Here is a 14,164-nt window from a genome sequence, read left to right on the forward strand (position 1 = left end):
ATCCTCATACGGCGTCCTTCCGTGCGGTCGGTCGGTTCGGTGGTCCGTCCGGGGGCGGACGGCAGGCCCACGGGCGCCCGCGGGAACCCGCGGCACGGGCGGACCCGCGTCCGGACCGGCGGCGCGGCCGGTCCGGCTCGTGGGAATCCCGGACGTGGTCCACCGTGGACACTCGGAGGTCTTCCCGACCCTTGGAGCACGTACGCCCATGACGCCCCTCCCGTCCGGACCGCCCGACAACGGCCCCGCCGTGACGCGCGCGGAGTTCGACGCCCTCTTCGACCGGCTGCGCAGCTGGGGCCGCTGGACCCCGGCCGATCGCGGTGCCGCCAACCGGATCACCCCGGACCACGTGCGACGGGCTTCCGCCCTGGTGCGGTCCGGGAGGGTCGTCCCGATGGCCCTGCCGTGGAACACGGTGCCCGGTCCCGACAACGGCAGGCCCGCTCTGCACCACATGACCGAGCTGGGCGACGTCGAGCCCCCCGAGCCCACCTGCCACAAGGACTTCATCGCCGCGGACTACCACGGCAAAGGGGTCAGCCATCTGGACGCCCTGTCGCACATCGCCTACCGCGGCCTGCTGTACGAGGGGCGGGACGCGCGCGGGTCCGTCGACGCCCGGGGCGCCCGTTTCGGCGCGGTCGACGCGCTGGGCCCGTTGGTGACCCGGGGAGTGCTGCTCGACATGCCCGCCGTGCTCGGCCGGGACTGGCTGGAGCCGGGGACGGCCGTACACGCCGATGACGTCCTGGCGGCCGAGCGGGCCCTGGGTGTGACCATCGGCGAGGGCGACGCGGTGTTGCTGCGGTCCGGCCATTTCCGGCGGCGGCGCGAGCTGGGGCCCTGGAACCCCGACGACGCCTGCGCGGGCCTGCACGTGGATGCCGTGCCGTTGCTCGCCGAGCGCGGCATCGCGCTGCTGGGCGGCGACGGCGACAGCGACGTGCGGCCCTCGCCCGTGGAGGGCGTGTCCTCCCCCGTGCACGCGCTGACCATCGCCGCCATGGGCGTGCCCCTGCTGGACAACCTCGACCTGGAGGCACTCTCCGCCGCCTGTGCCGAGGCCGGCCGGCATGCCTTCCTGATGGTCGTGGCGCCGCTGAACGTGCCGGGCGGCACCGGGTCGCCCGTCAACCCGGTGGCCGTGCTGTGACCGGGGGCCCGGCGGCCGCCGTGCGTGCCGGCCGCCGGGCATCACTCGCCCCACCCCGTTCAGCCGAAGCGCAGGATGCGCGGGGCGAACGTGCCCTCGGGGCCGTCGGCGCGGCCCACCGACCAGACCGTGCCGGTGCCCGGCACGGGCGCCAGCTGCAGCCGCGAGGAGTCGCCCTCCCCGGCCACGGCCGGTTCGCCGTACTCGGTGAACGCCTGTCCGTCCCAGGCCAGGAAGTCCGGTCCGGGGACGAACGGCGGCTGGCTGCCCGGCGGGCCCCACTTCTGCGAGCGCGCCACCGCGACCCAGCTCAGCGCTCCGGAGGAGGCGGGGGTCAGGGAGGTGACCGATCCGAAGTCGGTGGGCACGGTCACGTGGTTCCACGTCTGCCCGTCGAAGCGGACCAGCAGGGGCGGGATCGGCCGCCCCACCGGGCCGCCGACGAATCCCGCCGTGCCGCCCGCCCACACCTCCGTCGGCGACACCGCGAGCACGCTGCCCACGGCCGACCGCGGGAACCCGTCCACGATCGTCTGGTGCCACGTCTGCCCGTCCCAGTGCGACACGGCGGCGCCCGCACCGGTCGCGCCCGCGGCCCAGACGTCGTCCGCCGCCAGGATGTGCAGGCCGTACACGGCTCCGGGCGGTACGGGCACGTCCTGCCAGGCGCGGCCGTCCCGGCGCAGCAGCGCCTGCGCGCCGTCGCGGGAACCGATCAGCCAGGTCTCGCCGCCACCGGCCACGGCCTTCGTCAGGACGACCCCGCGCGGCGGCCGGCTCTCGGACCACGCGGACCCGTCGGACCGGAGCAGACGGGTGGCACCCGCCGCGTCGCGCCCGACCGCCCAGACCTCGGCCGGTGAGGTCCCGGCGACGGACAGCAGCTCTCCCTGCCAGCCGATCCCGGGCAGGGCCCGGCGCTGCCACGCGGTTCCGTCCCAGCGCAGCACGAGCGGGAATCCCGGCGCCTCCCGTCCCACCGCGTCGGTCCCCACGGCCCACGCCCGGTCCGGTCCGAAGGCCACGGCCTCGTTCAGCCCGGCCTGGGGGCGTACCTGTGCGGGGACGGGGACGTGGTGCCAGTCCTGGGTGTCCGCCGCCGCCGGGGTCATGAGGGCGAGGAACGTCAGGGCGGCGGCGAGGGCCGTGACCAGCAGTCGGCGTGTCATGGTCGGCCTCCCAGCCGCTCGCTCATCAGGTTCGGTTTCGATCCGTAGATCTCGGCGGTTCCGAAGGACAGCAGCGACGACCCCGCCCTCGCCAGGGCACGCGGTTTGACGTCGATGGCGTTCGGACGCTCCGGGCCGTAGGAGAAGGTGGTGCGTGCGCCGTCCACGCGCGCGTACTTCGACTGGAAGGCGCGGTCGCTGCGCACCGGCAGCCACAGGGCGCCGTCCGGGCCGCGCACCATCGCCTCGGTGGCGGTGTCGCCCAGCGGTGGACGGGTGGTGCGCCAGCCGTGCCGGTCGCCGGTCATCAGGTAGGTGCGCGCCACGCCGGCCGTGTACTGGCTGCCGCCGATCGTGACCCGGCCGGAGGGTTCGAGCAGGACGGTGTGCACATTGCTGTCGGGCGGCAGCGGCACGTCCGCGTCCCGCCAGGCCGTGCCGTCCCAGCGCAGGACGGCGGTCCCGGTGTCGGTGTCGGCCCAGGCCCACGCGTCCATGGCGGTGCGCGCGGTGATCCCCATCAGGTACCGCACCCCGTCGGGGGCGGTCTGCGCGGTCCAGCCGGAACCGTCGTACCGAAGGATCTTCAGCCCGGTGTCGTCCTCACCGACCACCCACGCGGCACCCGGTACGGCGGTGAAGTCCTGGTAGGTCCACAGGGTGCGCGGCACCGGGAGGACGCTCCACCCTGCCGCCGTCCGGCGCAGGATCTCCCCCTCGCCGGACCGGGTGCGGAGGATCCACACCTCCCGGCCGACGAACCGCACCTGGTCGAGCCCGCCCGGTTCACCGGCGCCGGGGAAACTCGTGTCCCGGCTCCAGGCCGTGCCGTCCCACCGGTACAGCACCGGCCGCGGTCCGTCGGCCGCGGTCTCGTGGCCGGTCGCCCATGCCTCGGTCGGTCCCCGGGCGGCGAGACCGGTCACGGTCACCGGCGGGGCCGCCGCCGGCACCGGCAGCGCCGTCCAGCCCTTCGGCGTCACGGCCGCGGCCGGTGACACCATCGCCGCGCACACGACCAGCAGACAGACGACGACCGCACGGAGACCGTTCATGGGACCCCCCAGGACGCGAAGGCCGCACACGCTATTGGCGTGCACCCGCCGCTGAACAGACGTCATCCGGCCGATCGGCGACGGCCCCGCGGCGCCCTCTCGTCGCGGTGCGCCCGGGCCCGGTGACCCCGGCGGTGCGGCTCCACATCCCGCTCGGGCCGTTCGCGGCCTACTGTCGGAGATGTGAGTGAGGGCAGTGGTGTCACCCCGGGTGACGAGCCGTCCTTGGACCAGGTGCTCAGTGGCACGGTGCGAGGGACCGGGGCGCTGGCGGCGGGCGTCTACCTGCTGCCGGCGGCCGACCCGGTGCTGTGCCTGGCAGCGGTGTGCGGGGTGCCGGTGATGGCGGTGACACCGTGGCGGCGGGTGGCGGTGTCGGCCGCGGGCCCGCTCTCCGAGGCGGTGCGGGAGGACCGCCTGGTCTGGGTGGGCCGGCAGGAGGACATGGCACGCCTGTACCCGAACACCGCGGCCGGGCTGCCCTACCAGCTCGCCCTGGCCTTCGCCCCCCTGCACGGGGTCCGGCGCTGGGGAGCCCTGGCCCTGGTGTGGCCCAAAAGCCACCCACCCTCGCTGACCCGGCGGGAACGCGGGAACATTCTGGCCGGCGCGAGCCGCATCACCCAGGTGCTGGACGAGACGCCCGCCTCCCGCGAGATCCCCGATCAGCCGCGGGCCGTGCCCCTGCACCGGCCCGGCCCGGACCCGGCCCAGAGCGGACTGGCCGCCGCCGACCTGCTGCAGCGGATGCCCGTCGGCGCCCTCGGTTTCGATCTGCAGGGCCGCATCACCTTCCTCAACGATGCCGCCGCGCGGCTGCTCGGCCGACGGGCAGACCGGCTCCTGGGCACCCTGCCGTGGCAGTCCGTGCCCTGGCTCGACGATCCGCTCCACGAGGACCACTACCGGACCGCCGTCCTCACCCGCGAACCCGTCGCCTACACGGCGCTGCGCCCACCCGACCACTGGCTCGACATCCGGCTCTACCCCGACGACAGCGGCATCAGCGCCCTCGTCTCGCCCCACCCGCACCCGCCGTCCGGGGACACGACGCCGCCCCGCATCACCCCGAACCCGGCCGCCTCGCCCGCGGGGACCGGCACCGGACGGGTCCACCAGCTGATCCACCTGGCGGCGGCCCTGAGCCAGACCGTCACCGTGGCCGACGTCGTCAACGTGGTGGCCGATCAGATCCTGCCCGCGTTCGACGCCCAGGGCATGGTGCTGTCCGCCGCCGACGCGGGCCGGCTGCGGATCACCGGGCACCAGGGCTACGACCCGCGCAACATCGCCCGCCTCGACGGCCTGCCCCTGGACACCGATCTCACCCCCGCCGGGCGCGTCCTGCGCAGCGGCGTCCCCGCCTTCTTCGCCGACCCCGCCGAGATGGCCCGCGCCCACCCCCGGGCCGCGGAACTCAGCGGCAAACGGGCCTGGGCGTTCCTGCCCCTGCTGGTCTCCGAGCGCCGCGTCGGCTGCTGCGTCCTGTCGTACGACGACCCGCACCCCTTCGGCTCCGGCGACCGCGCGGTCCTCGTCTCCCTGGCGGGGCTCATCGCCCAGGCCATGGACCGGGCGCTCCTGTACGACGCCAAGCACGACCTCGCCCACGGTCTGCAGCAGGCCCTGCTGCCGGCGGCGCTGCCGGACTTCCCCGGTCTCGACGTCGCCGCCCGCTATCTGCCCGCCGCGCACGGTATGGGGATCGGCGGCGACTTCTACGATCTGATCCGGCTGGGCGAGGCGACCGCCGCCGCCGTGATCGGCGACGTCCAGGGGCACAGCATGCACGCCGCGGCCCTGATGGGCCAGGTCCGCACCGCCGTCCACGCCACCGCGGGCGCGCTGCCCGGCGAGGTCCTGGCCCGCACCAACCGCGTCCTGACGGACCTGGAGACCGATCTCTTCGTCTCGTGCCTCTACCTCCACATCGATCTCGACGGGGGCCGTCTGCACCTGGCCAGTGCGGGGCATCCGCCCCCGCTCCTGTGGGAGCCCACACCCGTACCGCGGACCGTCGCGCTCACGGTGGAGCCGGGCCCGCTGCTGGGCATCGGTACGGGCGCGGAGGCCGACTATCCCGTCACCACCCTTCCGCTTCCCCCGGGAGGGCTCCTCGCGCTCTACACCGACGGCCTGGTGGAAACCCCCGGCACCGACATCACGGCCTCCATCGCGGCCCTCGCCGACCGGATCACGGCCCACGGCGGCCGGCCCCTCGACGACCTGGCCGAGAGCCTGCTGGAGCACGGCGGCGCGCACCACGCACGCACCGACGACGTCGCCCTGCTCCTGCTGCGAAGCCGGTAGGCGGCGGCCGTCCGCCCGCGTCCCGGCCTCCGGCGGACGGGTGGAAGGCGCAGCCGGTACGGCCGGGTCTGGTGTTCGCGGGATTTTGGGGGTAGACGGGCCGGTGTACCGATCAAGGCTCAGGAAGCGGGCGGATCGCATGGACGAGGCTGCCCACGACGACAGCCCCCTGCTGGACGACGGACTGGTCAAGAGCTCGGCGATGTACCACGGTGAGCCCGGCGACATCGCCCGGGGCCGCGCCCTGGCCCGGGCCTTCCTGGGGCGCCTCCAGTCCGTCCTGGGCCTTCCGGTGTCCGCCAGAGCCGTGGGGACCGTTCAGCTGGTCGTCAGCGAACTGCTGACCAACGCCTGCAAGTACGCGCCGGGTCCCTGTCTGCTGGACCTGGAGGTGGCGGGCGGCTCGGTGCGGGTCACCGTCTGGGACAGCGACCCGGTCATTCCGGTGGCCTCGGCCGCGGAGCCGGGACGGGTCGGGCAGCACGGGCTGGAGATCGTCATCGCGTCGTGCGAGAGCTACGAGGTGCGCCGGGAACCGGTCGGCAAGAGCACGACCGCCGCGGTCCTCCTCGCGGAGGGGCCCGCGACCGGGGCGACCGGGCACGACCCCTAGGAAGACGGGTGGGCGACCCGCTCCGGAACCGAGCGGGGCCCGACGCCCCTCCCCGGCCCCGGGGCGACACGCTAGTGACCTGAGTCAGAGATTCGTCGGCAGTAGGCGGCTACTTTGTCGAGGATTTCGTCGGCGGTCTTCGTCCAGATGAACGGTCTGGGGTGTTCGTTCCAGTCGGTGAGCCAAGCGCGGATGTCGCGTTCGAGGGCCTGGACGGAGCGGTGAACGCTTCGCTTGAGTTTCTTCTGCGTGAGTTCGGCGAACCACCGCTCCACCAGGTTCAGCCAGGACGAACTCGTCGGTGTGAAGTGCAGATGGAAGCGCGGGTGCGCAAGCAGCCACTTCTTGATGACAGGCGTCTTGTGGGTGACGTAGTTGTCGAGGATCAGATGGACATCGAGGTCGGCGGGGACTTCCTTGTCGAGCTTGGTCAGGAACTTCTTGAATTCCACGGCCCGGTGGCGCCGATGCAGGGAGCCGATCACCTTGCCGGTGGCGACTTCCAGTGCGGCGAACAGCGTGGTGGTGCCGGCGCGGACGTAGTCGTGGCTGCGGCGTTCGGGAACGCCGGGAACCATCGGCAGCACGGGCTGGGACCGGTCGAGGGCCTGGATCTGGGACTTCTCGTCCACGCAGAGGACCAGAGCCTTCTCCGGCGGGTCGAGATACAGGCCGACGACATCACGGACCTTGTCGATGAACAGCGGGTCCGTGGAAAGCTTGAAGGTCTGCGACCGGTGCGGCGCCAGGGCGAACGCGCGCCAGATCCGCGGGATCGCCGACTGCGACATGCCCGTGGCCGCCGCCATCGACCGGGTCGACCAGTGGGTGGCGTTCTTCGGCTTCTCTTCAAGTGTCTTGACGATGACCCGCTCGACGTCAGCGTCGGTGATCTTCCGCGGGACGCCGGGCCGCGGCTCGTCGGACAGGCCGTCCAGGCCCCGTTCGAGGAAACGTCGCCGCCAGGTGCGGACGGTGTCCGCAGTGACCCGCAGCCGGCGTGACACCTCCATGATCGAGTGCCCGTCGGCGCACTCCAGCACGATCCGCGACCGCTGGGCCAGCGCCTGAGCCGTCGTGCGGCGACGCACCCAGCCCTCCAGCACGGCTCGCTGGGCATCGGTCACCGACAACGGCGGAATCTTCGGACCCGGACGACTCATACCAAACCAACGACGAATCTCCGACTCAGGTCACTAGGCGCAGCCCGGCGGTTCGTCGTCGGCCGGCACGAACTGCAGGGTCGGCATGCCGGCGGCGTCGAAGTCGGCCGTGTCCGGGCCGATCAGGGTCATATAGCCGGCGATCCGGTCCCTCCCCGGCGGGACCGGCTCCCCCCGGACCTGCTCGACGCCGGGGAAGACGGTGTCGAGCACCCACCAACGGCCGCCGAAATGCACCCACTTGATCCCGCAGTGCGTATTGATGTCGTACGGGTACGGGGTCTGCTCCTCGGGCTTGGCCGGACCCTCCCGCCACGTGCCCTCCTTGATGGTGCGGGCGGGCAGGGTGGGCCCGGAGTACCCCTCGTCACCCGGACGGTCCGACGAGGCGGAGCACCCGGCGAGCGACAGTACGGCGCTCAGGAGCAGGACGGCGGATCGGCGCGACGTCTTCATGCTCCTCCGACGCCGCGGGCACCCGTTCCGTTCGCCCCGCGGCCCCGCGCGGGGCGAACGGGTTCGACGGATCGGGTGGGCCTACGGGGTGACCGGCGCGAGCCTGGCCCGGAACTGCCGTAGCGAGGCGGGCTGTTCGATGATGCGCAGGCCGGGGATGTCGGCGGCGTCACGGACCGCGCGGGCCAGCGCACGTCCGACGTGCTCCCAGTGGCCACGGGTGTAGGTGCGCCGGGGAATGGCCAGTCGCAGCAGTTCGTGGGGCGCGCTGGTGAGCGGGTTGCCCCGCGCGTCCTCCGTCCCCAGGTACAGGGAGCCCAGTTCGACTCCGCGGATGCCGCCCTCCAGATACAGCCGGCAGGCCAGCGCCTGGCCGGGGAAGTGGTGCGGCGGGATGTGGGGCAGCAGACGGCCCGCGTTGAGGTAGAGCGCGTGGACCCCCGGCGGCTCCACGATGTCGACGCCGGCGGACCGCACCAGATCCGCCAGGTGGGCGGTGTCCTCGGCACGTGCGCGCAGATACCGGGGATCGGTGACCTCGCTCAGGCCCTGCGCCACCATGGCCAGGTCGCGTCCGGCCAGTCCGCCGTAGGTGGGGAAGCCCTCGGTGGCGATGAGCAGCAGTTCACAGCGCTGGGCGAGGACGGGGTCGTTGAGGGCGAGGAAGCCGCCGATGTGGGCGAGACCGTCCTTCTTCGCGCTCATCGCGCAGCCGTCGGCGAGCCGGAAGGCTTCCTCGGCGACCTGCCGGGGGCTGCGGTCGCGGTAGGCGGGTTCCCGCCGGGTGACCAGCCAGGCGTTCTCCGCGAACCGCGCCGCGTCCAGGAACAGGGGTACGCCGTGCTCCCGGCAGAGCGACGAGGCCCGCTTCAGGTTGGCCATGGACACGGGCTGGCCACCGCCGCCGTTGTTGGTGAGCGTCATGATCACGGCCGCGACACGGGAGCCGTCCGGTCCGTCCAGGACGGCCTTCAGCCGGGCGGTGTCGATGTTCCCCTTGAACGGTTCGGCGCTGTCCAGGTCCCGCGCCTCGGGACAGGGCAGGTCCCATGCCTCGCCCCCGCACAGGGCGATGTTGGCCCGCAGGGTGTCGAAGTGCGTGTTGCTCAGGAAGACCTTGCCGGGGGCGAGCAGGGTCGTGGTGAGGAGCCGCTCGGCCGCCCGGCCCTGGTGCACCGGCAGGATGTGCGCGAAGCCGGTCAGTTCCCGGACGGTGTCGTGGAAGCGGTGGAAGGAGCGCGAGCCCGCGTAGGACTCGTCGCCGTCCATGGCGGCGGCCAGCTGCGCGGCGGACAGGGCGCCGGTGCCCGAATCGGTGAGGAGGTCGACGGTGACCTCGTCGGCACGCAGATCGAAGAGGTTGTGGTGGACGCGGGCGAGGGCGGCCCGCCGCTGTTCGCGGGTGGTGACGGGGATCGGCTCGACGGCCTTGACGCGGTACGGCTCCATCAGTGGTACGTCCCTTCGGAGGTTCCCCGGCCGACGGGGCCGGGCGACGGCTGGCGGGGGTAGGTCGCGGCGGCTCAGTCGGCGCGGGGCGGGAACACGCGGTACGCCTCGGAGGAGAGGTAGACCGTGATCCGCGGCGCCTGCCGGGCCATCTGGACGAGACTCAGATACGAGATGAGCCCCACTCCGGCGTCGAGGGGCCGGACGGTGAGCGCGGCGAGGGCCCGGTCGAGCGGAGCGCCGCACACGCCGTGGCGCCGCAGGAGCCGTACGGCGTGGTCGCGCGCCGCCCGGTCGTCGCGGACGCACGCACGGACGGGGACGTGGACGGTGTGGCCCGTCGGACCGCGGCCCTCGCCGTTGCGCTCTCCCTCGCCCTCGTCGGTGAAGGCGTAGCAGGAGATGAGGGGGAGGCGGTCGAAGGGTCCGTCCCCGCCGATGCGGCGGCAGTGCTCGGCCACCTTCCGGGGACTGGCCGCCGGCACCAGACGGGCCGCCTCCGCCGCGTCGGCGGCCGTGGCGTGGGGGTGGACGACGTAGACCTTCGCGCGTGGCCGCGGCCACGGGCCCACGTCCAGGGCGAAGAACATCAGGCCGGCCCGCTCGGGGAAGCGGGGGCGCAGGTAGCGGTGCAGGGGCTCGAAGGCTTGTTCGTGGCCGAGCCGTGCCATGGCCTCCCGCACGGTCTCCAGGCTCCGCTCGGCGCCCCGTGCGCCCGGGTTGAGGTACAGCTTGATCCGCGGCGTGCCCTCCGCTCGCAGTTCGAGGGCGCACCACAGGGTGAGGGGTCCGTGCGGTGCCGGGGGCAGGAAGAGGTCGCTCACGCGTGCGAGTTCCGTCGGTCGCACGCCCCACTGGGCCGCCAGCCGTCCCGCCGCCGCCCACGCCGTACGGGCGTTGTCCGTCAGGTTCCGGGCGGCACAGCCCGGGTCGACGAGCACCCGCAGGACGGGAGCGGCGTCGGTGGGGAAGGTCAGGGAGTACTCCACCGGAGTGTGATCGTCGGAGACGTACGACGGCGAGGGCGGCGGATCGGTCAAGGGGCGTGCGGCGGCCGGGCCCAGGAGCTCGTACAGCACCCTCTGGTGGGCGAGCCGCCGGCGCGCGTCGATCCCGGCCGCCTCGCACAGCCGTCCCAGCTGCCCGGCGGTGAACCCGCCCAGCCGGTCCGGGTCGTGGCGCTCGGCCGCCTCCTCGTCCGGGCCGGTCGCGGCCGAGGGGAGTGCGACGGTCGGTGGGTGCGGGGTGTCGGCAGCAGTGCCGGGGTGTCCGGCGCAGTGCCGCGTGTGGGCGTTCATGTGTCCTCCGAACGGTTCGCCGTGGTCGTGGGGGCGTGGTCGTGGGTCGTGGTCGTGGGTCGTGGTCGTGCCGGCGCTCGTGGCGGCCGCAGGAATTCCGTGGAATGCCGGGCCTGCGACGGGCCCGGCCCCGCCGCACCGTTTGTAGCCGTGGCGCGTTGTCCACGATCGGCGGACTGGCGCTGGACAAACGCATGGTGAACAATTCCGAAGGGCTCGGGGGGAGGTGTGTGCAGGTGCCACGCGGAGAGCGTCCACTGGATCCCGGAAGCGGTCCGCTGCTGGATTTCGCCACGCGTCTGCGGGAGTTGCGGAGGCGGGCCGGAAGTCCCACGTACCGGGACCTCGCGCGGCGGGCGCACTATTCCGTCGCGGCCCTCTCCGCGGCCGCGGCGGGACGTCAACTCCCCAGCCTGGCCGTCACCCTCGCCTATGTCCGTGCCTGCGGCGGTGACGAGCGGGAATGGGAGCTGATCTGGCGCGGGGCGGCCGCCGCATGCGCCGCGGAAGCGGTCGTCCCGGACCCGGATCCGAACGAGGTGACGGTTTCCGCGCCGTATGCCGGTCTGGCCGCTTTCCAGCAGTCCGACGCCGGTACGTTCTTCGGTCGCGAGAAACTCACCGCCACCATCGTCGAACATCTGAGGGAAAAGAGATTTCTTGTTCTGTTCGGCGCCTCGGGATCCGGGAAATCATCGGTATTGCGCGCCGGAGTTCTCCCTCGATTCAGCGGTCCGCCCGCCCTGGTTCTGACTCCCGGCGCGCACCCGGTGGAGGAATGCGCGATCCAGTTGGCGGCCCGCGCTCACCTCACCCCCGGATCGGTGTGTGCCGAACTCCTGGCGGAGCCGCGGACCCTGCATCGCGTCGTACGCCAGATCCTGGCCCGCTCCGGCGAACCGGCGGACGAACTGATCGTCGTCGTGGACCAGTTCGAGGAGATCTTCACGCTCTGCCACGACCCGGAGGAACGCGACGCCTTCGTCGGGGCGCTCCTGCACGCGGCGCACACGGCCGGCAGCCGCTGCCGTGTCGCGCTGGCCGTGCGGTCCGATTTCTACACGCACTGCACCCGGCTGCCCGCCCTCGTGGACGCCATGGGCGACGCGCACCTCCCCGTCGGCCCGATGACCCTGGAGGAGCTGCGGGCGGCGATCGTCCAGCCCGCCGCCCGCGCCCGGCTGACCGTCGAGGGCGCCCTCCTCGCGGCGCTGACCGCGGACGCCCACGGGCGGCCCGGGGCGCTTCCGCTGCTCTCGCACGCGCTCCTGGAGACCTGGCGCCGCCGCCGGGGCAACGCCCTCACTCTCGCCGGATTCCAGGCGGCCGGCGGTTTCGAGGGGGCGCTCGCCCAGACCGCCGAGGACTTCCACAGCGGCCTCAGCGACGCCCAGCGGACGATCACCCGGCGGCTCTTCCTGCGGCTCATCGCCCTGGGCGAGGGCACCGAGGACACCAAGCGCCGAGTCCCGCGCAATGAGCTCGACGACTGCCGCGACACGGCGCTGGTCCTCGAACAGGCGACCCGGGCGCGCCTGTTGACCGTCGACCGGCACCATGTCGAAATCACCCACGAGGCGCTGATTCGCTGCTGGCCGCGTCTGGGCCGCTGGCTGAGCGAGAACCGCGAGCACCTGCGGCTGCACCGCGCGCTCACCGAGGCCACCGCCGTGTGGGAATCCCTGGACCGCGACCCCGACGCCCTGTACCGAGGCGTGCGTCTCGCCGCCACGAGGGACCTGTCCGTGCAGGCGCTGACCACCCGGGAACGCGCCTTCCTCGACGCGAGCGAGAGCGCGGAACGGGCGCAGGCACGGCGCGCCCGCCACCGCGTCAGCCGGCTGCGCCGCCTCGTCGCCGCCCTCGTCGCCCTGCTGATCTGCGCCACGACCGCGGTCGGATTCGCCGTGCGCTCCCAGCGCACCGTCACGGCCCAGCGCAACCACCTCCTCGCCCTCGAAGCCGCCGAGACCTCGGCGGCCCTGCGCATCCGCGACCGCTCTCTCGCCGTTCAACTCGCCCTGGCCGCACACCGGCTGGAACCGAGCGAGGTCACCCGCGACGCCCTGCTCGGTGTGGCACCGCGCACGGTGGTCCGGCACGTCCACGCCCTCGCCGTCTCCCCGGACGGCCGTACGCTGGCCACCGCCTGCGACGACGGCGACCTCAAGCTGTGGGACCTCACCGATCCCCGGGAGCCCGGTCTCCTGGGCGCGGTCCACGGCCACCCCGACAGTGCCTTCACCCTGGCCTACGGCCACCGGAGCGGCATCCTGGCCGGCGTCGGCCGGGACGGCGAGATCCGGCTGTGGGACGTGTCCGACACCAGGCGGCCCCGGCTGCTGTCCACCACCCCGAGCCGCCACACCGACCTCGTCTTCTCCCTCGCCGTGAGCCCGGACGGCCGCACGCTCGCCACCGGCAGCTACGACCACACCATCCGCCTGTGGGACATCGGCACCCCGGCCCGCCCCCGCCTCCTGAGCACGCTGACCGGCCACACGCTCAACGTGAAACCGGTGGCCTTCAGCCCGGACGGCACCACCCTGGCGTCCGGCTCCGACGACCGCACCGTCCGTCTGTGGGACGTCGGCGACCCGCGCGACGCGCCCGCGATCGCCGTGCTCCGCGGCCACGCGGACTTCGTCGTCGGGCTCGCCTTCAGCCGGGACGGCCGCACCCTGGTCTCCGGCAGCGACGACAACACCGCGCGCCTGTGGGACGTCGCCGACCCCCGCCACCACCGACGGCTGGGCCGGCTCGACGCCCACACCGGCATGATCGGCCACGTGGAGTTCACGCGCGACGGCCAGGAGGTGATCACGGCCGGCCAGGACGGAGCGGTACGCCTGTGGAACGCGACCGACCGTGAACGCCCCGTCCAACGGGCCCGGTTGACCGGGCTCTCCGGAGGGTTCGCGGTCGTCCAGCCGCTCGCCGCCCCCGGCGCCGTCGTCACCCTGAGCAACGACCACAGCGTCGAGATCTGGCAGACGGACGTGAGCCGGGTACTCGCCCACGCCTGCGCACAGGTCCGCACCCCCATCAGCGCGTCCCGGTGGTCACGCCATTTCCCGGGCCTGGACCACCGCCCGCCCTGCCGTACCTGACACCCCACCCCCACCCGGTGCGGTGCGGACCTCCCGCGACGCCAGGTACCAGGCCAGGGAGGTCACTGCCGCGACCATGCAGAGCGCGCACACGATACGCAGGACAAGGCCGCCCCAGCCGTTCTCCGACCACCCCAGCACGAGCAGCAACGCCATCCACAGCACCGGCAGGCCGAGGAAGACCAGTTGCACGACGAACGACACCCAGTCGACTCCGACCATGATGCGGCCCCCTCGGTCCCCCGCGCCCGGCACCCTCCGCGCGGATCCGATGGTATGCCGGTTCCGGAACCCGTGGCGGGGCCACCGGCCGCGCGGGTACGCCGACGCGGCCGGTCCGCCCACGGCGCATGTGCCGAGCACGCGCCGGCCGACGTCTCCGGCG

11 protein-coding genes are annotated in these 14,164 nt (G+C 73.5%); 4 read left to right on the forward strand and 7 right to left on the reverse strand.

Features of this window, described 5'->3' with window-relative positions; translation table 11 throughout:
• The first annotated feature begins 208 nt into the window (after positions 1 to 208).
• Positions 209 to 1,156: a cyclase family protein gene (locus PYR72_RS07850; RefSeq protein WP_275454596.1), complete on the forward strand. Its 948-nt coding sequence runs from the start codon at positions 209 to 211 to the stop codon at positions 1,154 to 1,156.
• Between the two features lie 59 nt (positions 1,157 to 1,215).
• Here the strand turns inward: PYR72_RS07850 and PYR72_RS07855 are convergent, their stop codons facing one another.
• Positions 1,216 to 2,325, reverse strand: a complete 1,110-nt coding sequence (locus PYR72_RS07855; protein ID WP_275454597.1) for a hypothetical protein — start codon at positions 2,323 to 2,325, stop codon at positions 1,216 to 1,218.
• The gene (locus tag PYR72_RS07860) at positions 2,322 to 3,380 is read right to left on the reverse strand and encodes a hypothetical protein (RefSeq protein ID WP_275454598.1); all 1,059 of its coding nucleotides are present in this window, start codon (positions 3,378 to 3,380) and stop codon (positions 2,322 to 2,324) included. The genes PYR72_RS07855 and PYR72_RS07860 overlap by 4 nt, the downstream gene beginning before the upstream one ends.
• Positions 3,381 to 3,563: 183 nt before the next feature.
• Here PYR72_RS07860 and PYR72_RS07865 point away from each other — a divergent pair, with 183 nt between their 5' ends.
• Complete coding sequence (locus PYR72_RS07865) at positions 3,564 to 5,690, forward strand: SpoIIE family protein phosphatase (protein WP_275454599.1); 2,127 nt, start codon at positions 3,564 to 3,566, stop codon at positions 5,688 to 5,690.
• Positions 5,691 to 5,829: 139 nt separating this feature from the next.
• The gene (locus tag PYR72_RS07870) at positions 5,830 to 6,303 is read left to right on the forward strand and encodes an ATP-binding protein (protein ID WP_275454600.1); all 474 of its coding nucleotides are present in this window, start codon (positions 5,830 to 5,832) and stop codon (positions 6,301 to 6,303) included.
• 71 nt (positions 6,304 to 6,374) lie between these two features.
• Here the strand turns inward: PYR72_RS07870 and PYR72_RS07875 are convergent, their stop codons facing one another.
• From PYR72_RS07875 to PYR72_RS07890, 4 genes are all read right to left on the reverse strand, one after another.
• On the reverse strand, positions 6,375 to 7,466 hold the full coding sequence (locus PYR72_RS07875) for an IS630 family transposase (RefSeq protein ID WP_275454601.1): 1,092 nt from the start codon (positions 7,464 to 7,466) through the stop codon (positions 6,375 to 6,377).
• 33 nt (positions 7,467 to 7,499) lie between these two features.
• Complete coding sequence (locus PYR72_RS07880) at positions 7,500 to 7,922, reverse strand: hypothetical protein (RefSeq protein WP_275454602.1); 423 nt, start codon at positions 7,920 to 7,922, stop codon at positions 7,500 to 7,502.
• An 81-nt stretch (positions 7,923 to 8,003) separates the two neighbouring features.
• Entirely contained in the window at positions 8,004 to 9,371 is a 1,368-nt protein-coding gene (locus PYR72_RS07885) for a tryptophanase (protein WP_275454603.1), read from the reverse strand.
• Positions 9,372 to 9,445: 74 nt separating this feature from the next.
• Positions 9,446 to 10,669, reverse strand: a complete 1,224-nt coding sequence (locus tag PYR72_RS07890; protein ID WP_275454604.1) for a tryptophan dimethylallyltransferase family protein — start codon at positions 10,667 to 10,669, stop codon at positions 9,446 to 9,448.
• A gap of 236 nt (positions 10,670 to 10,905) precedes the next feature.
• On the opposite strand from PYR72_RS07890, the gene PYR72_RS07895 reads away from it, so the two are divergent.
• Entirely contained in the window at positions 10,906 to 13,779 is a 2,874-nt protein-coding gene (locus PYR72_RS07895) for an XRE family transcriptional regulator (protein WP_275454605.1), read from the forward strand.
• Here PYR72_RS07895 and PYR72_RS07900 read toward each other — a convergent pair.
• Entirely contained in the window at positions 13,732 to 14,001 is a 270-nt protein-coding gene (locus PYR72_RS07900; protein ID WP_275454606.1) for a hypothetical protein, read from the reverse strand. The genes PYR72_RS07895 and PYR72_RS07900 overlap by 48 nt on opposite strands.
• Positions 14,002 to 14,164: the final 163 nt, after the last annotated feature.

Origin of the sequence: Streptomyces sp. VNUA24, from assembly GCF_029167005.1 — a bacterium.
GTDB lineage: Bacteria > Actinomycetota > Actinomycetes > Streptomycetales > Streptomycetaceae > Streptomyces > Streptomyces scabiei.